This is a genomic window from Geobacter sp. SVR (genome assembly GCF_016865365.1).
Classification (GTDB): domain Bacteria; phylum Desulfobacterota; class Desulfuromonadia; order Geobacterales; family Pseudopelobacteraceae; genus Pelotalea.
Window position 1 is genome coordinate 3,357,789 of record NZ_AP024469.1, and the last position, 19,244, is coordinate 3,377,032.

The 19,244-nt window shown below is 58.1% G+C and carries 16 protein-coding genes and 1 pseudogene; 9 read left to right on the forward strand and 8 right to left on the reverse strand.

Annotated elements, in window-relative coordinates:
* The first annotated feature begins 19 nt into the window (after positions 1 to 19).
* From GSVR_RS15785 to GSVR_RS15810, 6 genes are read left to right on the forward strand one after another with little or no spacing between them, the layout of a single operon-like run.
* A complete protein-coding gene (locus GSVR_RS15785; protein ID WP_173202125.1) occupies positions 20 to 586 on the forward strand; it encodes a glycosyltransferase family 4 protein in 567 nt (188 codons plus the stop codon).
* Positions 580 to 1,521 carry a glycosyltransferase gene (locus GSVR_RS15790; RefSeq protein ID WP_173202126.1) on the forward strand — a complete coding sequence of 314 codons (942 nt, stop codon included), beginning with the start codon at positions 580 to 582 and terminating at the stop codon, positions 1,519 to 1,521. Before GSVR_RS15785 ends, GSVR_RS15790 begins: the two co-directional genes overlap by 7 nt.
* A complete protein-coding gene (locus GSVR_RS15795; RefSeq protein WP_173202127.1) occupies positions 1,518 to 2,519 on the forward strand; it encodes a glycosyltransferase family 2 protein in 1,002 nt (333 codons plus the stop codon). Before GSVR_RS15790 ends, GSVR_RS15795 begins: the two co-directional genes overlap by 4 nt.
* Positions 2,516 to 3,709, forward strand: coding sequence for a glycosyltransferase family 4 protein (locus GSVR_RS15800; RefSeq protein ID WP_173202128.1), 1,194 nt, complete (start codon positions 2,516 to 2,518; stop codon positions 3,707 to 3,709). The genes GSVR_RS15795 and GSVR_RS15800 overlap by 4 nt, the downstream gene beginning before the upstream one ends.
* A complete protein-coding gene (locus GSVR_RS15805; protein ID WP_173202129.1) occupies positions 3,706 to 6,156 on the forward strand; it encodes a YfhO family protein in 2,451 nt (816 codons plus the stop codon). The genes GSVR_RS15800 and GSVR_RS15805 overlap by 4 nt, the downstream gene beginning before the upstream one ends.
* 7 nt (positions 6,157 to 6,163) lie before the next feature.
* Entirely contained in the window at positions 6,164 to 6,868 is a 705-nt protein-coding gene (locus GSVR_RS15810; protein WP_173202130.1) for a tRNA1(Val) (adenine(37)-N6)-methyltransferase, read from the forward strand.
* Between the two features lie 92 nt (positions 6,869 to 6,960).
* On the opposite strand, the gene GSVR_RS15815 is transcribed toward GSVR_RS15810, so the two are convergent.
* Positions 6,961 to 7,827 carry a chemotaxis protein CheX gene (locus GSVR_RS15815; protein WP_173202131.1) on the reverse strand — a complete coding sequence of 289 codons (867 nt, stop codon included), beginning with the start codon at positions 7,825 to 7,827 and terminating at the stop codon, positions 6,961 to 6,963.
* A gap of 37 nt (positions 7,828 to 7,864) precedes the next feature.
* Complete coding sequence (locus GSVR_RS15820) at positions 7,865 to 8,224, reverse strand: response regulator (RefSeq protein ID WP_173202132.1); 360 nt, start codon at positions 8,222 to 8,224, stop codon at positions 7,865 to 7,867.
* Positions 8,225 to 8,519: 295 nt separating this feature from the next.
* Between GSVR_RS15820 and cbiQ the strand changes: the two genes are divergently transcribed.
* Positions 8,520 to 9,332, forward strand: a complete 813-nt coding sequence (cbiQ, locus tag GSVR_RS15825; RefSeq protein WP_173202133.1) for a cobalt ECF transporter T component CbiQ — start codon at positions 8,520 to 8,522, stop codon at positions 9,330 to 9,332.
* A complete protein-coding gene (locus GSVR_RS15830) occupies positions 9,329 to 10,096 on the forward strand; it encodes an energy-coupling factor ABC transporter ATP-binding protein (protein ID WP_173202134.1) in 768 nt (255 codons plus the stop codon). Before cbiQ ends, GSVR_RS15830 begins: the two co-directional genes overlap by 4 nt.
* A 247-nt stretch (positions 10,097 to 10,343) precedes the next feature.
* Here the strand turns inward: GSVR_RS15830 and GSVR_RS15835 are convergent, their stop codons facing one another.
* Positions 10,344 to 11,582: a YhjD/YihY/BrkB family envelope integrity protein gene (locus GSVR_RS15835; RefSeq protein WP_173202135.1), complete on the reverse strand. Its 1,239-nt coding sequence runs from the start codon at positions 11,580 to 11,582 to the stop codon at positions 10,344 to 10,346.
* A gap of 401 nt (positions 11,583 to 11,983) precedes the next feature.
* On the opposite strand from GSVR_RS15835, the gene GSVR_RS15840 reads away from it, so the two are divergent.
* On the forward strand, positions 11,984 to 12,505 hold the full coding sequence (locus GSVR_RS15840; protein WP_173202136.1) for a superoxide dismutase family protein: 522 nt from the start codon (positions 11,984 to 11,986) through the stop codon (positions 12,503 to 12,505).
* Between the two features lie 221 nt (positions 12,506 to 12,726).
* Here GSVR_RS15840 and GSVR_RS15845 read toward each other — a convergent pair whose 3' ends face one another.
* From GSVR_RS15845 to GSVR_RS15865, 5 genes and pseudogenes are all read right to left on the reverse strand, one after another.
* Positions 12,727 to 14,097 carry a sigma-54 dependent transcriptional regulator gene (locus tag GSVR_RS15845; protein WP_173202137.1) on the reverse strand — a complete coding sequence of 457 codons (1,371 nt, stop codon included), beginning with the start codon at positions 14,095 to 14,097 and terminating at the stop codon, positions 12,727 to 12,729.
* Positions 14,069 to 15,583, reverse strand: coding sequence for a PAS domain-containing sensor histidine kinase (locus GSVR_RS15850; RefSeq protein ID WP_173202138.1), 1,515 nt, complete (start codon positions 15,581 to 15,583; stop codon positions 14,069 to 14,071). Before GSVR_RS15850 ends, GSVR_RS15845 begins: the two co-directional genes overlap by 29 nt.
* Before the next feature lie 231 nt (positions 15,584 to 15,814).
* Positions 15,815 to 16,078, reverse strand: a pseudogene (locus GSVR_RS15855) (hypothetical protein); the annotation flags it as partial.
* A gap of 155 nt (positions 16,079 to 16,233) precedes the next feature.
* The gene (locus tag GSVR_RS15860) at positions 16,234 to 18,654 is read right to left on the reverse strand and encodes a homocysteine S-methyltransferase family protein (RefSeq protein WP_173202139.1); all 2,421 of its coding nucleotides are present in this window, start codon (positions 18,652 to 18,654) and stop codon (positions 16,234 to 16,236) included.
* Positions 18,651 to 19,241 carry a GerMN domain-containing protein gene (locus GSVR_RS15865; protein WP_173202140.1) on the reverse strand — a complete coding sequence of 197 codons (591 nt, stop codon included), beginning with the start codon at positions 19,239 to 19,241 and terminating at the stop codon, positions 18,651 to 18,653. The genes GSVR_RS15860 and GSVR_RS15865 overlap by 4 nt, the downstream gene beginning before the upstream one ends.
* Positions 19,242 to 19,244: the final 3 nt, after the last annotated feature.

The following is a 19,244-nucleotide window of genomic DNA, read 5'->3' on the forward strand; positions in this document are numbered from 1 at the left end:
TGTCCTTATCGAGAATGCGGTGGATGTTCCCGAGATCTATCCGCGGAAAAACAGAACCGGACGGCTCAAAGTCTTATATGTCGGCCGAGGATCAGAGGAAAAACGGGTGCATCTGGCAGGCAAAGCCGCAGCCGTATGTGCCCGGCAGGAAATGCCGGTTGATTTTGTTTTTGTTGGCAATGTCGAACATGCCATCGCACGCGAAGACCGGCACTGGTGCAGATTTATGGGAGAACTGGCGAACCCTTCGGAAATGGCTGCCTTGTACGCCTCGGCGGATGTGCTTGTTCTCACGTCGAGCAGGGAAGGTTTTCCGATGGCCGTAATGGAGGCAATGGCACATGGCATGGTGCCGGTCGTAACCCCGGTTGGAGGAATCCCCGACCACGTGCGCAACGGCGAGAATGGCATTCTGCTGTCACACGACGAGTCACAGCTTCCTGCCGAGATTGCTGCAAGACTGTCGGAACTTTGTGCTTCTCCCGATCTCCTGGACCTGATATCCAGAAATGCCTATGACTACGCTGCCTCATCCTTCTCCAGAAGCAGATTTTGCGGGGCTTACCGGGAGTTGTTCGGATGCTGAATGAATATGTTTCCGTCATCATACCGGCCTATAATGCCGAACGTCATCTCGCGGAAACCATCGACAGCGTTATTTCCCAAACCTATCCGTATGTCGAGTGCATCATAATCGATGATGGTTCCACCGACGAAACCGCTGCGGTTGCCCAAAGGTATGGCAACAGGGTAATTCTCGTCCGTCAGGAGAACAGGAAACTTCCCGAAGCCCGAAATGCCGGAATGCGCCTCGCCAAAGGCGATTACGTGACCTTTCTTGACGCGGACGACCTGATAACTCCCACAAAGATCGAGCACCAGGTGGCCTACCTTCGGAAACATCAGGGAGCAGATGCCGTGTATTGCAAAGTACGGTATTTCTCGGATGAAAAGCCGGGAGAATTTTATTCTCTGAAGCGGCCGACACCGGAGGGGGATATCCTCCCCGCACTCGTGTACGGGAATTTTATTCCTGTCCATTCAACACTTATCCGGAAACGGATGATCGACGCTCTCTGCGTTCCGTTCAGGAATTTTCCCGCGCTCGAAGACTGGGATTTCCTGCTTCGACTTTCGCTCTCCGGATGCCGGTTCGGTTTTTTGGATGAGGAGCTGGCAGATTACCGCATGCATGCCGGCGGTATGAGCCGCAACGAAACCCTGATGTTCGAGGCAAAACTGAAGGTCATAGAAACGATTGCGGAGGAATCACGGGAAGCGCTGCTGAAGCGGGAACTATCGCCCGACAGCGTCGTCTCGTACCATCGCGCTGATCTCGGAAAGGCCCTTATCATCAATGGCAGGAAGGATCAAGGAATCGCCGAAATTTCGGAAGCGAGCCTGCATTCCTTTCGGCGTAAAAGTAGTTACGTATTGTTTTCCCTGGCAGCCAGGGTAGTTGGGACAGGGCTGCTTCGATGCATCCACCACCTGACCAACAGTTGCAGGAAACGACAGTGAACGATTCCCGCCCCCTTGTTTCCGTCATCATCCTGAACTGGAACGGTCGCGCCTACCTCAAGGAATGCCTCGACTCCCTGGCGGCCCAGACCTTTAGGGACTTCGAGACGATTCTGGTGGATAACGGCTCAAAGGATGAGTCGGCTGGTTATGTGAGAAACACCTATCCGTGGGTACGGCTCGTGGAGTTGACGGAGAACACCGGCTTTGCCGCGGGAAACAACCGGGGTCTGGCAGAGGCGCACGGCGTCCAGCATATTGTCACCCTGAACAATGACACCAAGATTGTACCGGAGTTCCTGGCGGAGCTGGTGCGTGCAGTGAACGCAGATTCAGGCATCGGCATGGTAGCCGCAAAGATGCTGAATTTTTTTCAGCAGGGCAGGATCGATTCGGTCGGCGTGCGGCCGACGAAGGCGGGGCTCGGCGAGAATATTGGCGTTGGGAAAACCGATGAAGGACAGTTCGATAAGCCGGAAGAGGTCTTCGGCCCCTGTGCCGGAGCGGCCCTTTATCGACGGAAGATGTTGGAGGACGTCGGTTTTTTTGATGCCGATTTCTTTGCCTATTACGAGGACTTGGATTTGGCCTGGCGGGGAAGGCTGGCTGGCTGGAAAGCAGTGACCGCCCCCCGGGCTGTGGCGTATCATGTCCACTCCGCCACCGGCGGGCGTATGAGTCCTTTTACCGTGTATCAGGTTCAGCGCAACAAATGGTATGTGCTGCTGAAAAACTGGCCAGCAATATTGCTGCTGCGACATCTAGCCCGGATTCTCGGTTACGATGCGGCGGCCCTGTTTCTGGCGCTTCTGCGGGGACGTTTTGTACAGGCCCTGCGTGCTCGGTTGTGTGTGCTGCGCGATTTTCCGGTTCTGATGCGTAAACGACGTGAAGTGGCGCGCCTGCGCCGGCTGAATGATGATCAGACAGCGAGACTGCTGGTGAGTGGAAACTCGGCATTAAGAACGTTCATACGCAAGATGGGGAGCGGGATATGAAGATCGTCTTTCTCGCTCCTTTCGGTATTCGCCCCAAAGGGACAGTCATCGCCCGCATGCTGCCACTGGCTGCAGAACTACAAAAAATCGGCCATGTGTTGACCATCATCGCCCCCCCCTATACCAATCCGGAGGACTCGGGGAGGAGCGAAACCGTACGCGGAGTACGGCTGGTGAATGTGGTACTGCCGACAAAAGGCAAAGCCCTGTCTGCTCTTCCCCTGGCCTGGCGCATGTTCCGGGCCGCCCTGGCCGAGAAACCGGATGTGATGCATCTATTCAAGCCCAAGGGATATGGCGGTCTGGCCGCCATGCTGCACCTGTGGCTGCAGCGCCTGGGAGTGCGGCTGCCCCCCCTGTTCGTTGATAGCGACGATTGGGAGGGCACGGGGGGCATGAACGAGTTGCATGGCTACTCATCGATGGAAAAACGGTTGTTTGCCTTTCAGGAACAGTGGCTATCGAGGCATGCATGGGGGATGACGGTAGCCAGCAGGACATTGGAGGCTCTCACCTGCGAGATGAGGAGCACTTCGCAGCGCATCCTCTACCTGCCCAATTGTGTAACTGCAACCCCGCCGGGAAATGGCAGGCGCATTCGGGAAAAGCTGGGTATCGCTGCCGACGTGCCGCTGGTATTACTCTACACACGGTTCTTCGAATTTTCCCAGGAGCGCCTGTACCGGATTCTTGACGGGATACACCGGCGGGTGCCGGGTGTCCGTTATCTGGTGGTTGGCAAGGGAAGACATCAGGAAGAGGAAAGCCTGCTGCTTGCGTCCCGTAAATTAGGTTTTGACAACGCGCTAGCGTTGGCTGGCTGGATAGAGCCGCACGACCTTCCTGACTATCTGGCTACCGCCGATGTGGCGATTTACCCCCTCGACGACACGCTGGTCAACCGGGCCAAATGTCCGGCCAAGCTGACCGAATTGCTGCTGGCCGCTGTACCAGTGGTGGCCGATCGGGTGGGACAGGCAAGAGAGTATATAGCGGACACCATCTCGGGTATATTGAGCGATCCGAACGACCCGGAGTCGATGGTCGTTGGTACTGTACGACTGCTCCGGGAACCTGATATGAGAAATAAACTTGCTGCGGAGGGGCGGCGTTACCTTATCCAGCACTTTAACTGGCAGGAAGCTGCTCAAACGCTTGACCAATTCTACAGGAGTTCGACAATTTCATGACCGATCGCAAAAAGGCACTGCTGTTTCTTGTTGGGCTTCTCGGCCTCTTGATCCTTTTTTACTCTCGCATCCTCTTCACCGACAAGATCATCAGGGCACCTGATATCATTGCCGAATTCTATTGGGGGATCAAGGACATGGGAAGCCTGTCGTTCCGGCAGCTTTTCCCGGCCAGCCTGCAGGCATCCTGGAGCCCCTATGTGAACAGCGGCTACTCTGTTGAGGGAGGCGACATATCGCTCTCCTTCCTGCTGTGGAAAAACCTGGTTTTCTGGGCGATTCCGGCTCCGGCCAGCGTAGCCTGGTTCATCGTGCTGCAACTTTTCTTCGGCGGGGCCGGCACCTACCTCTGCTGCCGCGTCATCGGCGCGAGCCGTCTCGCATCCTTTGCTGGCGGGATGATCTTTGCCCTGTCGCCGGAAATCGCCTCGCTGATCAACGCCGGCCATGTCATGAAGATCGCCACCATATCCTATGCCCCGTGGGCCTTTTACTTCCTGGAACGGGGCTTCCAGTCCCGGCGGCCCATCTTCTTTCTCACCACGGCCCTTGTCCTCGCCTTCCAGTTCTTCAACACCCACTGGCAGGTTGCCTTTTACACCTGCCTGTGTGTCGGTGCTTATGGTGTCTTTCGCCTGATCGGCATTGCCCTCGCCAAGAAGGACGACGCGAAAAGCCCGCTCCTCCGGCTGCTGGGTCTGAATGTGGCACTGCTGGCATTCTTCCTGGCCACAGTCTCGATCTCACTCCTGCCGCTGGCCAACTGGTCCAAGGATACCAACCGCGGCGTGCAGAGCGGCTCGAATCAAGGTGGCGGAGCCGTTCTGCAGGGTGGGCTGAATGTGGATGAGGCCATGTCCTGGTCGCTGCCCCCCGAGGAACTGGCCACCTTCGTCGTCCCCGGGATGTTTGGACTCTCTCGCCAGGAAGCGGGCGAAAACCCGAAAAACATCGCCTCCTATTACTGGGGGCGCATGCGATTTACCCAGACCACCGATTACATGGGGCTGCTGCCTTGGCTGCTCCTGCCGCTGCCGTTGATCTTCCGGCGTGACCGCTATACCTGGCTTGCGCTGGGGGGGATCATCGGCGGAATTCTGTTTTCCATGGGCAAGTACACCCCGTTCTACTGGCTGCTGTACAAGTTCTTCCCCGGCATAAACCATTTCCGGGTGCCGAAGATGATGATGTTCATCCCGGTGCTGGGGCTGGCGATCCTCGCGGCGCGGGGACTGGACCTGCTTTGCGACGGGGAGACGAGAAGAACTCCCGCCTTCCGGCGTTACCTGATCGGCATCTGCGCCTTACCCGCGGCACTCCTGCTGCTGCTCGGGATTGAAACGGCTGCTGCCGGGCAATGGCTTGAGGCACTGGGGGACATTCTCTCCCAGCCGACCCGTTACGAGCAGGGGGCCTACCTGGTGGCTCAGCGCTGGCGAAACCTGGTAGGTGAAACAGCCATAGCTGCCGGCTTCGCCGCCCTGTACGCCGCTATTATCATGGCCGCCACAAGAATATCGCTGGCCCTGGCCGTCCCCTGGTTGCTCCTCTTGCTGTTTGTCGGCGATACATGGCGCATCAACGACAAGTTCCTGTTTCTGACCGACGCACCCGCACAGGCCAGGGGGGGCGAAACCGCTCCGCCGGTGGCGCAGTTTCTCGCCTCCATGCCGAAAACCTACCGGGTCGCTCCGTTTGATGGCAATGACCCGATGCAGTATGCCTCACGCAACATTCCGGTGTTTTTCACCTCCAACGCGGTCCAACAGGTACGCTGGCAGCAGTTCCTGGATGCATTTACCATCGGAAGCGTCATGCCGGATATCATCAATGTCAAATACCTGATTGTCCGGAATCAGGACTACCAGCAGCAGAAGGAGCGGATGGGAGACAGATTCACCCTGGCATTTTCCTCCCCGGACGGCGGTTCTGTTGTGCTGGAAAACCGCCGGGTGCTCCCCAAAGCCTGGCTGGTGCCGTCAGCCGCCCTGATTACCGATCCGGCCCAGCGCCTGTCGATCCTACAGAACCCGCAATTTGATCCGGCAACGGTGGCCCTGGTAGAGTCTCCCCCTCCGATAGCGCTGGCGGACCCGATCAGCCAGCACAAGCCCCTGCCTTCCCAAAATGTTGCGGTACCGCTCTATCAGGGGGAACGTATCGTCGCCGAAGCAGCGGTTCCGGCCAACGCCCTGCTGGTGCTCGGCGAAAAGTACTATCGCGGATGGAAAGCCACTGTGGACGGAAAGCCGGCCGAGATCGTGCCGGTCGACCACATCCTGCGCGGGGTCTACCTGACGCCGGGAAAACACCGGATCGAATTCCGTTTCGACCCGCTCCCCTTCAAAATTGGCAAATACCTGACCCTGGCCTCTTTTGCGTTTTTCGCCGCAATGCTGATCCGGGAATGGCTGATCCGCAGCAAAAAGCGGGAGCTGGAAGGATGAAGCCGGCGTGACCCTCGACGACCTGAAGCTGTTCGATCTGCAGCTGTTCCAGCTCCGGCGCGGCTATCGCTACTCACTGGACCCGCTGCTGCTGGCGCGCTTCTGCCCCCCGCTGCAGGCCGGCGCACGCATTGCCGATCTGGGAGCCGGATGCGGCATCATTGCCCTGGTGCTGGCCCGGATCCATTCCGCGGCTTCGGTGGTGGCAATCGAGAACAACCCCGAAATGTCGGCACTGGCCGAGCGGAATGTCCGGCACAATGGTCTTGCGGAGCGGATTTCCGTACGGACCAAAGATGTCATTGACATACGAAAAGGCTTTACCGATTCCACCTTCGATCTGGTGGTATTCAATCCCCCCTACCGGGTACCCCGCAGCGGCAAGATCAGCCCCCGTACGGGGCGGGATACCGCACGCCATGAATCGACCGCCGGCCTGGCCGATTTCCTCGCTGCGGCCAAGTTCATGGTAAAACCATCAGGCAGGATCTGCTTCATCCAGCTACCGTCCCGGCTGGCAGAGTTCATGGCGTTGGCAGCGCAGATGAAGCTGGCTGTGCTGCGGCTGCGCATGGTTCATAACAATCAGAAATCGCCGGCCGTCATGTTCATGGCAGAACTGGTCAAGGGGAGACGCAGCGCCCCGGTGGTGGAAGCGCCGCTGTTCGTGCGGGATATGGACGGGGAGTATACGGACGAGGTCTGGCGGTAACGCCCGTGTGGTGGATATAGGACATACCAATAAAAAAGGCATCCGCACGAAATGAGGATGCCTTTTTTACTCGAGTATTATTCCGGGGCCACTCAGTTTTTTATCAACAGAATCAGCTCCATCTTTTCCCCTTCGCCCACGTAGATGGGGAAGCTGAGTGCCGTATGTCCACCCGGCACCGGCAGCCCGGCCGCGGGGGGATGAATGGTGACCGGCGGACTGATGTTCATGATCGTGCCCATCTGCGAAGCCTTGGCAGCCACATTCCCGCAGACCACGTTCACGAACTCCATTACCGTGTCTTCCAGGACCTCGGCCGGTTCGTTCTCAACGGTTTCCTCACGCAGGATAGCACGTGCAATCGTCTTCTGGAGCCCCTCAGATACCGAGATCAGGTATCGGGCTGCGACGTCTCCGCTGAAGTCCATGGCCGCCATCATGAAATTGGAGGATACTTCCTTCACAACCTCGCATTTCCCCGGTCTGTGTGCAAGAGCCAGCACGCGGGTGATCATTTTGAAGGTCAGATCGGCGGTCATCTCCCAGATGGCGCTGTTGGCCAAACCGGCGGGCAGCTCGATCCTGTCCGACACGTACTGGGCCTGGTCGGCCTTGAATGCCTCAAGATGCTGCTGCAACTGGCCTTCGGTAATGGCTCCGATCAGCACCAGCGCCTCGCCGATGTACAGGTGGGTGTTCTTCTGGCGGGTAACTATTTCATTGAGCTGATCCGGGGTCAGGATGCCCTGCTCGACCAGGATGTCGCCCAGTTTGGCATCCTTGGAAAACTGGGCGGCGTGTGCCCGCTCGATATCGTCGCGGGTGACGTATCCCATTTCCACGGCCATTTCGCCGAATTTGAGGTTTTTGCTTTCCTGAAGCTCTATTGCTCTAAGCAGCGCTTCCCGTGTGACGATGCCTTTTTCCACCAGGAATTGCCCGAAAAATTTGACGGCCATCAGCTTTTCCCCTTATGTTCGTTGAGGTATCGAGGAACTAGAGTGCGCGCAGTATCTCCAGCACACCCGCCGCTTCGAATGGTTTGGAAATGACGTTTTTGGCGCCCATCTTGAGTGCCTCGGTGAATTTGTCGCCCACGCCCCCCAGAGAGGTGATCATCACCACCTTGACCTCCTTGTCGAGTACGACCAGGCTGCGTAGGGCGGTCAGGCCGTCCATGCCGGGCATGTTCATGTCCATGCAGATGATGTCGGGGTTCTCCGAATGGTTCAACTTGATCGCCTCGGCACCGTTTTTGGCATGGCCGACGCAGACGAAATCGCCAGACTCCTTGATGATCTTCTCCAGTTGACGCGCAACCGAAAGACTGTCGTCAACAACCAGCACCTTTTGCATCTCAATCTCCTCCTCGTACTTGAAGCGCAACGAATCGAGAAAAACCGGTGTCGTCCCGACTGCGAACGTGGTGTTTGTAACCCAAACCGGGTCAAAAGTCAAAATATGTTTACCTTTCCAGGGTGGCTCAAAGATGCTATAAGGCTGAAGTTGTCCATCTCGGGTATACTTGAATGCATCAGCGCTGGATGGCTGCAGACTCCGCACGGTCAGCCGGCGCGGATCGTCATGTCCGGCAGCCGGTCCGTCATCGAAAAATCTTTCGCCCCTTTGCCCCCCTTATGCACGGTGAACAATGGCATCCATCAACGAAGCGGTACTCGATATCAAACGCCTGGATCTGATGGCCTGCGGCGATTCCGGCATCCATCGCCTGGATGCGCGCGTCAAGGTGCTCGTAACGGCGATTTTTATCGTTGCGGTCGTATCCTTCGATAGATACGAGCTGGCAGCCCTGCTCCCGTTTTTCCTCTTTCCGGCAGTCATGATCTCCCGCAGCAACCTCCCGCTGCGGTTCATACTGGGCAAGATGGCCCTGCTCTGCCCTTTTGTCCTGGTCGTCGGCATATTCAATCCCCTTTTTGATCGTGGGACAATGATCCAGGCCGGGGGTATCGGCATTTCCGGCGGCTGGGTCTCGTTTGCCTCGATTCTGGTCAAGACGCTGCTTACCGTGGGCGCCACCCTGATCCTGATCGGTGTCACCGGTTTTACCGCCGTGTGCCGTTCTCTCAGGGCATTCGGGATGCCGGGGGTTTTTGCCGTGCAACTGCTGTTTCTGTACCGCTACATTTTCGTGCTTGCCGAGGAGGTGGCGCGTGCCGCGCGGGCACGGGAATTCAGATCCTTCAACAGGAAGGGGCTGGGGATCACCAGTTTCAGCGTGATGATCGGGCACCTGCTGCTGCGGACCTGGCAGCGGGCGGAACGTATTCACATGGCCATGCTGGCCCGCGGCTTCACCGGAGCGCTCCACACCCGCCGGACAAGCCGCTTCGGCCGGGAAGAACTCTGCTTTTTACTCGGCTGGTCCTCGCTGTTCATCTTCCTGAGATTTCAGAACGGCCCGCATTTGCTCGGGTCACTCGTCACACGGATATTCCCATGAGCCATCATATCGTCGAAGTGAAAAAACTCCGTCACGCCTACACCGACGGCGCCGTGGCGCTGAAGGATGTCTCCTTCCGCATCACCCACGGCGAATCGGTAGCCATAATCGGCGCCAATGGCGCCGGCAAATCGACGCTCCTGCTCCATCTCAACGGCTACCTGACCCCCAGCGCCGGAGAAATCAGGATCGGAGACATGCCCATCACCAAAGCGACCGTGCCTGACATCCGGCGCACCGTGGGGGTCGTCTTCCAGGATCCCAACGATCAGCTCTTCATGCCCACGGTTTTCGACGACGTCGCCTTTGGCCCGTACAACCTGGGGCTTTCAGGGACCGAGGTCGAACGGCGCGTGACCGAGGCACTCGCATTGGTGGGTGTGGGGCATCTGAAGGAGAAGCCCTCCTACCATCTCTCCACCGGCGAAAAGAAACGCGTGGCCATTGCCACAGTGGTCTCCATGTCGCCCGATATCCTTGTCATGGACGAGCCGACCAGCGGGCTCGACCCGCACGCCAGACGGCAGCTCATGGCGTTGCTGCGCGATTTCAAACATACCCGGATCATCGCCAGCCACGACCTGGACATGGTGCTGGAGCTGTGCGACCGGGTAATAGTGCTGCATGAGGGGGAAGTGCGGGGGGATGGTCCGGCGCACGAGATTTTAAGCAATGAAACCCTGCTGGCTGAATGTCGCCTGGAGAAACCGTTCTCCATGCAGGGTTGTCCGGTATGCGGGAAACTTTCTGCGGGTCACCCATAGCGGCCATTCGTTCATCATCCCAGCGGCAATCGTAGCCTGCCCAACCCACACCTACTCGACCTTTTCTACAACTGTCAGCAACCTCCCCCCAACCCCTTCCAGCGCAGTGTAGCGCGCTCGTGCTCCGTGCATCGAAACGAACACGAAAAACGAGCCGAATCAAGGCATCAAGGCAAGTGAGCCGAGCGGTCGCAACGCTGTTCAAGGTGGTGCAGAAGCACGTCCCCCCCCGCCAAGCCGCAGCTTATCAATGGCTTTCCCTTTGCCGTTCTCCCAAAGGATGATCGGGGTCAGCGGCCAGATCACTTATGGTCATGGTGCCGAGAGACGCTGACAAGCAATCATCCAGGCGGGATAGTATGGCGTCTACCTCGGGAATCTTGCCATCGGCTGCTCTCCGACCGTTGCCGACGGCATCGAGGATTTCCTGCAGTGTCAAGCTATCCGGATCGACGGCGGGCACGTAGGTTGGCGGATGCGCCGATCCTTCCACAAGCAACCGTTGATGAACCAGCCTGGAGAGAACCGGTTGAGCCGTCGCAGGCGGTAAACCCAGATGCTCAACGATGTCTTTCAGGGTCAAGGGCTGCCGAAGTTTGAAATTCCGGGTGGCTAGAAACATGATGAGCAGGGCGATCTTTTCATTTTCGCGGGTTGCAAAAGTTCTATTCCGATCGTGTGGCGGGCCCGGGTACTGGTGATGGAATGAAAGGCGTGCCCCTGCCAGCAGAATGAGCCAGCTCAACTGGAGCCAGATCAGGAACAGGATCGAAAAGGCAAAGCCGGAATAGATGGCCGGATATTGGGCGGATGTCACGGTGAAGGTAGCAAAGGCCAGTCCGGCCAGCTCCCATAAAACCCCGGCAAAAGCTCCACCTGCAAGGGCCGAAAGAAAATGAACCTTCCTGTTCGGCAGGAGTTCGTAGACAAAGGTGAACGCAGCAATTGCCATTGCATAGGGAAGCAGCTCGCCGGCAAGAACAATAGCAGTGCTGAATGGCTCGAATTGCTGAAGCCATACGATAAAAGTGGTACTCATGAAGGAAACGGTAATGCCGGTGGCGGTGAGGACAAGAACCGGCCCCACCAGCAGGATAATCAGATAATCACCCAATCTTCGTCCCGGGCCCTTGGTGTTTCTGGCTGCCCAGATGTAGTTGAGAGTACCCTCCAGCTCGTACATGAGAGCAATGGCCTTGTAGAGCAAAAGAGCGAAACCGATGGACCCGAGGACACCGAGATTGAGGTTGTCGACGAACTGCGTTATCTGCATCGCCAGGTTTTTTCCTTCCGGCCCCAGTGGGGCGAGGAAGCCGATCAGAAAATCCTCGAGCATGGCATGGGCGCCAAACGCCTTGAGCATGGAAAAGCTGACGGCCAAAAGCGGAATGAGCGACAAGAGGGTCGTATATACCAGGCCGGTGGCCTGCAGCGACAGTTCCCTGTCGGTAAATGCCAGGTACACCAGATATAAAAATCTGAGCAATCTGATCCCCAGTGTCCTCATCGTGCTCATATTCCGAGGATCGAGAGTCCAGAGCCGGTTCTCCAGAAAATCATTTATTTTGGACAAGAGAGATTCCATTACTTATCGGGAAAGGCGGTGAATTGTGGGAAGATATTGCGCCCTGGCTCTGTCACTAAAACGTATCAAATTACGTGTTGTTGTAAAGGTTCACCCCCGCATGACTCTTACCCCGGGAACTCCATGCCTGTTCGGGTAATACTTCCCGAACGGCTGACGGCTCAGGTCCTCAGTTTTCAGGAGAGAGTCGAGTTATTACGCCAAAGAAGGAGCATGGTTTGAATTCGGCCGGGGTGAGGCTTCCGTTGACAGGCATGGGGGGCGAGGTAGAATTTGCTAAAACCTTTTTGGGAGGCCAGACCATGACGACGAGAATAGTATTGTGCCTGCTTGTGCTGACAACGGCTGCAGCGGCCGGTGCTGCGGAAAGCGGAAAATCGGCCACGGCGAAGATTATCGATTCGCTGGGCAAGACACTGGGCACCGCACATTTTTCAGAGAAAAACGAAGGCGTGGAAGTGACGGTGAAGGTTTCGGGATTGCCGCCGGGGAAGCACGGCATCCATCTGCATGAACAGGGAAAATGTGATCCTCCCGGTTTCAGTACGGCTGGAGGTCATTTCAATCCGTCCGCCAAGCAGCACGGATCTATGAACCCGGGAGGAAAGCACGCAGGTGACCTGCCGAATCTGATGGTCAAGGCTGATGGCACGGCAGAGTTCACCGCAACTGCAAAGGGAGCCACTCTGGGGGACGGTGGCGGATCTCTTCTCAAAAAGGGGGGCACTTCCATAATTATTCACGCCGGGCCGGACGATGAGAAGACGGATCCAAGCGGTAATTCCGGTGGTCGGATCGCCTGCGGAGTGGTTACTGCACAATAGGGACAAAAAAGGCCGCTGCAGTGAGCGGCCCAGCTAATTCTTCCTCGCTGATGGATCGTGAACTGGCCGGCGGCTCAGGTCGCCAGCGTCATGTTTCCAGACGAGAGAATTGAACGAGGTCGGGGCATTCCCATCCCCCTTCCGGGTAGTGATAAGCAAAACGGGCCGCGAGGGAGCACCCCCTGCGGCCCGTATGCTTCTGTTTGCCGAAAGCCTGCCGGTTATTTCAGATACCCGAACTTCTTCATCCTGTACCGGAAGGCATCGATACCGAGATTCAGCTTCTTGGCCGCTTTCGATTGGTTCCATTCCGTGATGTCCAGGGCCTGCCTGATGAGTTCCTTTTCGACCTCCTCGATGTCGATTCCTTCGGGAGGCAGGCGGAAGGAGGACATGGGCGCCCCCACCTTGGGGGAGGCCTTGGCAACGATCTCCAACGGCAGGTGTTCCAGCAGCAGGGTCTCGTCGTTGCCGAGAATGATCGCACGTTCGATCACGTTCTTCAGCTCCCGTACGTTCCCCGGCCAGGAGTAGTCCAGCATCACGCGCTCAGCCATGGCGGCGATACCCTGTATCTTCTTGTTGAAATCCTTGTTGTAGCCCTCGATGAAGTGGTTGGCCAGGGGGATGATGTCTTCGCGCCGCTCCCTCAGAGCGGGAAGGAAGATCGGGATGACCTGCAGGCGGTAATACAGGTCGTTGCGGAAGGACTTTTCTTCGATGGAGCGCTGCAGGTCTTTGTTGGTGGCGGAAATGATGCGCACATCCACGGTAAAGACCCTGCTGCCGCCGATGCGCCTGAAGGAACGATCCTCAAGGAAGCGCAGCAGCTTGGCCTGCATGCCCATTTCCATGTCGCCGATCTCGTCCAGAAAGACGGTGCCACCATCAGCAAGCTCGAACAGCCCCTTTTTGGTCGCTTTGGCGTCGGTGAAAGCCCCCTTTTCGTGCCCGAACAGCTCGCTTTCCAGCAGTGTCGCCGGAACCGCGGCACAGTTGATGGCAATGAAGGGCTTTTCGGCCCTGCTGGAGCTGTAGTGCACCCATTTGGCCACCAGTTCCTTGCCGGTGCCCGATTCCCCCTGGACCAGCACCGTGGAGGCCTCGCTCTTGGCCACCTTGTCCAGTACCTCCAGCAGGTATTGCATGTGCCTGCTGTTCCCGATGATATTGGGGGCGGTCCTCTTCGTCTCCGAGCGCAGCCGGGCCACTTCCCGCCTCAGGTCGGAGGTCTCCAGCGCCTTCCTGATGATGATCGAGAGTTCATCCAGATTGAAGGGCTTGCTGACATAATCGTAGGCCCCCAGCCGCATGGCGTTGACCGCTGTCTCTAGCCCGCCGTGAGCCGTAACCATGATGACGATCGTTTCATCATCCTGGTCCTTGATCTTTTCGAGCACCTCGATGCCGCTGATTCCCGGAAGCTGGATATCAAGCAGCACCAGGTCCGGTTGTTCCTCCCGGGCAAGCCGCAGCGCGTCCTCGCCGGTTCCAGCGGTGAAAACCTCGAACCCCTGTTTTTTGAGGTTCTGCTCCAACGACCAGCGAATCAGATGTTCATCATCAACAACCAGTATCTTGTTGCGCTTCATCGCTTCTCCTCATCTCGTGAGTTTCGATACTGCAGGCCGGCAATTCTATAACGAATACGGTTCCATGCATGTCATCGCTGCGGACACTGATCTCGCCGTTATGCAGATGGACCAGCTTGCAGCAGATCGCCAGTCCGAGCCCTGTTCCCTGCGCCTTGGTGGTAAAGAACGGAGTGAAGATCTTTTCAAGGATCTGGGGGGGGATGCCCGATCCGGTATCAGCCACCTCGACTTTGACCAGGTCGCGCGTCTGGCTGGTTGAGCGGCTGGTGGAAATGGTGAGGGTGCCCCCCTCGGGCATGGCCTGAACGGCGTTCAGTATGATATTGAGAAAGACTTGCTGCATCTGCTTGGCGTCCGCGTACACCGGGGGCAGATCCGGGGCCAGGATGAGTCGTTTCTCGAAATTCGCGACTGAACGGTGTTGTGAGGCGAAGTTCAGCGTCTTGGAAATGATGCTGTTCAGGTCGATGCAGGCGAACTCCGGCATGGAGGGCTTCCCGAAAAACAGCAGGTCATTGACCGTCTTGTCCAGCCGCTGCACCTGCTGAAGCACTTCCCCCAGGATCTCGGCCCGGGGATCGGCCCCTTCGAGATCGTCCTTGATGATACTGATGGCGGCCGATATGCCTGCCAGCGGATTCTTGATCTCGTGGGCTATGCCGGCCGCCATTTCGCCGATGGAGGCCAGCCGGTCCGCCCGCTCCAACTGCTGGAAGTGCATTTGTTCCAGTTCGTGTTTGGCGGCGTCCAGGCGGTCGACCATCGAGTTGAAACTCTTGATAAGCCGGCCGATCTCGTCCCGTCCCCGGTATTCGATGCGGACGCTCAGATCCCCCTGTTCGACCCGCGACATGTTATCGATGATGCTGACGAGCGGGCGTTTGACGAACTTGAGCAGGATCAGCGAAATGGTGACGGCCAGAAAGGCGGTGATCGCGATGGAGGAAAAGATGAAGATGCGCGAGGAGGCCAGCATCTGCATCTTGGTGCGGTTGAGGGAATAATTGATGTTCAGGATACCGATCACCCTGGCCTTGTTGCCATGGCAGGCATGGCAGGCCGGTTCGTTGTAGATCGGCTTGACCATGGACAGCACCTCGCCGTGGGGCGCCAGGTCGAAAATGCCGTAATTTTTGGTGCTCTGGTACAGATTGTAGTCGTTCACGTTCACCGTGCGCCCCACCTCGGCAGAATTAGCCGAGCGCAGGATGATGCCGTGGGGGTGGAAGATACGCACGCCCACCAGTTGGTTGTGCTGCCCCACCAGGGCCAGGATCGAGCCGACGTTCTGGACGTTGCCCAGGTGCATGGTGTTGTAGATACTGCTCTCGACCGTGTGCAGCAGCAGCTCGGTGCTCTCCCGCGCCATTTCGATAAACTGGGACTGCTGGTACCGCACGTTGAAGAAGGTATAGGTATAAATGCCGCATATCAGCAGGGTGATGGTGGTGGCGATTATGCGGGTGGTCAGGCTTTTGAACACTCGGGGGTCTCCAAAATCTTGCTCAACGTGTTGTGAGGCATCACGTTCCGGGGAGTTTCAGATGCCGAAAATCGACACGCAGGCGCCGGACCGGCGACGGCACATGCCCCGGAATGGGATGTTGATCAGTGAAGCGGCTGCAGTGATGTAGGAGAATCGTGGACAGATGATGGTGAAAGATGAGCGGCAACGGAATCATCAGCAGGCCGGAACCTTCTACAGCGTTTTTCCGGACGGAAAGGCCCGGTCGTCGAACTCACCGGATTTGAGACGCCGCATCATCTCCTTGTGCTGCTCCTTCATCAATTCCTCGACTACCGCGTGAAGGTTTTCGGTCTTGAGGATGTCGGCGTAGCTGGTCTTTTTCGAGCACAGTATGACGCCCCCTTTGAAGAGCAGCGTGATGAAATGGGGATGGTCGATCCCGCTGTCCTCGGTTTGGACATGGAAAATCTCATCCCTGTACCTGACGTTGTGATTGAACCCCAAGACCATCAGCCGGATCCGCCCGTGAAATAACGTAATTGGTTCACGCTAGCACAAAAGCAGTAATAATCGCAATGCGTTGTTGCGAACGCCCCCCGGGCAAGCCGGTATGGGGGTGATAGTTCCGTGGTCTCTGGTCTCCAGGCTTTACCAGTCCCCAGTCTCTAATCTCCGGTCCCCAGCAGTTGCTTGATCTTGGCCACTGCTTCCATGGCGTCGCGGGCGTACAGATCCGCACCGATTTTATCGGCATAATCCTGGGTGACTACTGCCCCACCCACCATGGTAAAGGTTTTGATCCCCGCACTTTTGAGTTTCCGGACCACATTGTCCATTTCCGCCATGGTGGTGGTCATCAGCGCCGAAAGGCCAACGGCGTCGACCGCCAGTTCGCCCGCCTTAGCAACGATGGTGGCGGCCGAAACATTCTTGCCGATATCGAACACTTCGAAACCGTGGTTTTCCAGCAGGGTGCTCACGATGTTCTTGCCGATATCGTGGATGTCCCCTTCCACGGTTGCCATCAGGATACGGCCGCGGCTCTCGAAGGCCTGCCCCGCCATCTCGGTCTTGAGGCGGGCAAAGCCGGCCTGCATGGTATCGGCCGATTGCATTACCTGGGGCAGAAAGAAGATATTCTTCTCGAACCGCCTCCCCACCTCTTCCAGTCCCGGCAGGAATCCCTCGCTGCTGACCTCCATCGGGGTCAGCCCCTGGGTCAGGGCTTCCTCAACCAGGGTAACGATACCGTCGCGGTCCCCGCTGATAACGGCCTGCGCCAGGCGCTCCCGGATCGACAGCGGAACATCCGAAATCGGAGCAGCAGGAACGGCGCCGGCCTGCTCCCCCCGGTAAGCCTCGATATACCCGGAGGCCTGCAGATCGCGGTTCAGCAGTACCTGGGCCGAGCGCCAGGCATCCATCATGGCCTTTTCCCGGGGATTGATGATGGCTGCATCCAGTCCCGCCGCCATGGCCATGGCAAAGAAAGCCGAGGAGATCAACGGACGCTGCGGCAGACCGAAGGAGATGTTGCTGACCCCCAGCACCGTGGAGAGCCCCAGCTTGTCCTTGACCAGCCTGATGGTCTTCAGGGTCTCAGCGGCCCGCTTCTGCTCGGCGCTGACGGTCAGGGTCAGGCAATCGATGATAACGTCCTGATCGGGAATGCCGTGGCGCCGGGCAGCGTTGCGGATGCGCCGGGCAATGGCCAGCCGCCCCTCGGCCGTGTCGGGAATACCGTTATTGTCGAGGGTCAGACCAATCACCGCTGCGCCGTACTTGCGGGCCAGCGGCAATACAGCGCGCAAACTTTTGGCTTCTCCGGAAACCGAGTTGATCAGCACCTTCCCGTCGGCCGCCTTCAGGCCCCGTTCCAAGGCTGCCGGGCTGGAAGAATCCAACACCAGCGGAACCGAGGCGGCGCCGCAGACGCAGAACACGGCCCGCTCCATGGCGGCGGGTTCATCGATGCCCGGCGCGCCGACATTCACATCCAGAAGCGTGGCTCCGGCCTGCACCTGTTCCAGGGCTTCGCGGCGGATATAGGCGACCGTGCCCTCCTGCAGCTCCTGGGAATACAGCTTTTTTCCAGTCGGATTGATGCGCTCGCCGATGATGGCGGTCTTGTTTTCTCCGCCGACAGCGGTCCAGTCGCTCCTGCTGGAAAGAAATGTGACACCACCGGTATTGCGACGCGGCTGCCAGGGCTGCTGGCGCTGTTCCAGGGCAGTCTTCATGGCGCGGATATGAGCCGGCGTCGTGCCGCAGCAGCCGCCGATCACGCGCACTCCCAGGGCGATCAGGCGATCGTGGTAGGCGGTCATTTCCTCCGGCGTACCGGGAAAGATGGTGACCCCGTCGACCAGGACCGGCAATCCGGCATTGGCCTGCGAGATCAACGGCAGCGGCGTTACCCGGCGCATGGCGGCCAGGATGTCATGGATGCCGTCCACGCCGAGCCCGCAGTTGGAGCCGACCAGATCGGCACCGGCCGCGGTCAGGGTTATGGCGGCCGCCTCGGGGGAGGTGCCCAGTACCGAACGGCCGTTATCGTCAAAGGTCAGCATGGCGATCACCGGGATGGTGGCCGAAACCTCGCGCACGGCGATCAGGGCTGCCCGGCACTCCTTGATGTCCAGGAAGGTTTCCAGGCTGATCAGATCGGCGCCGGCCGTGATCAGCGCTTCGGCCTGCTCGCGGAAGGCTGATTTCATGTCGTCGAAGGACACCTCGCCCAACGGCTCTACGAACTGGCCGGTGGGTCCCATGGAAGCCCCGACATACACGGCATCGCCGGCAACGCTGCGCGCGATCTCGACCGCACGGGCATTGATCTCCGCCAGGCGCCCCTCCAAACCGTAATGGGCCAGTTTGAAGCGGGTGCCGCCAAAGGTGTTGGTGATGATGATATCGGCGCCGGCCGCAACGTAATCACGATGAACCGAAGCCACCACATCCGGCATGGTAAGGTTGAGTTCCTCGGGTGACTGGCCGGGCTTGAGCCCCCGTTCCTGGAGCATGGTGCCCATGGCGCCGTCCAGTATCAGAATGCGTTCCTGAATGGCGGTACGAAAAGATATCATGTATGTTCCTTTGCTGCGTCCGGTACGGTTGAAGCGGGCTCTGCCCGGCGCTCCAGGCTGTAGTCGGGAGCCAGCGGAGCCGAAAGATCGAGATGCTTCAGATGCGCTCCCCCGATATTCAGCTTCACCTGAGTGATCTGGGGAAAGTTGACGCACAGGGTATTGACGATTGAATAGACCGCCATCATTTCAGCCGAGCTGCCGGATGGCATTTGGTCCGCAAAGGCACGATCGAGATCGACCACCGCGGTATTGCCGGAAAAATGCACATCCTGCGGCACCGCCCCTTCGGGGAAGGCATCATCCAGCTCTCCCACCGGTCCATAGAAAAGCTCTTCCAGAACCTCCCGGGCACATGCCTCCGCATCTTCGCAGGGGTCCAACTGACGGGCCTCACGTGCCAAGCTGGTTCCGTCGGCCACGAAAAACAGTACGGCAGTATGCAGCCCTGAAGGCTGCTGGATATGGGGGGGCGTTATCGTTTGACGGCTGGCGCGGTACCTCTGCCAGATCAGCAGGCCGAAGACCAGCGCCACCACCAGGAAAGGAATCAGCAGACTGATGTTGGACCGTTTGCGCAGCGGCATATC

What these genes read in the sequence shown, in the direction of transcription:
- GSVR_RS15860 (WP_173202139.1), bottom strand. Translation starts at nt 18,654, where the DNA reads ATGATATCTTTTCGTACCGCCATTCAGGAACGCATTCTGATACTGGAC.
- GSVR_RS15805 (WP_173202129.1), top strand. Translation starts at nt 3,706, where the DNA reads ATGACCGATCGCAAAAAGGCACTGCTGTTTCTTGTTGGGCTTCTCGGC.
- GSVR_RS15840 (WP_173202136.1), top strand. Translation starts at nt 11,984, where the DNA reads ATGACGACGAGAATAGTATTGTGCCTGCTTGTGCTGACAACGGCTGCA.
- GSVR_RS15830 (WP_173202134.1), top strand. Translation starts at nt 9,329, where the DNA reads ATGAGCCATCATATCGTCGAAGTGAAAAAACTCCGTCACGCCTACACC.
- GSVR_RS15865 (WP_173202140.1), bottom strand. Translation starts at nt 19,241, where the DNA reads ATGCCGCTGCGCAAACGGTCCAACATCAGTCTGCTGATTCCTTTCCTG.
- GSVR_RS15815 (WP_173202131.1), bottom strand. Translation starts at nt 7,827, where the DNA reads ATGGCCGTCAAATTTTTCGGGCAATTCCTGGTGGAAAAAGGCATCGTC.
- GSVR_RS15820 (WP_173202132.1), bottom strand. Translation starts at nt 8,224, where the DNA reads ATGCAAAAGGTGCTGGTTGTTGACGACAGTCTTTCGGTTGCGCGTCAA.
- GSVR_RS15800 (WP_173202128.1), top strand. Translation starts at nt 2,516, where the DNA reads ATGAAGATCGTCTTTCTCGCTCCTTTCGGTATTCGCCCCAAAGGGACA.
- cbiQ (WP_173202133.1), top strand. Translation starts at nt 8,520, where the DNA reads ATGGCATCCATCAACGAAGCGGTACTCGATATCAAACGCCTGGATCTG.
- GSVR_RS15790 (WP_173202126.1), top strand. Translation starts at nt 580, where the DNA reads ATGCTGAATGAATATGTTTCCGTCATCATACCGGCCTATAATGCCGAA.
- GSVR_RS15845 (WP_173202137.1), bottom strand. Translation starts at nt 14,097, where the DNA reads ATGAAGCGCAACAAGATACTGGTTGTTGATGATGAACATCTGATTCGC.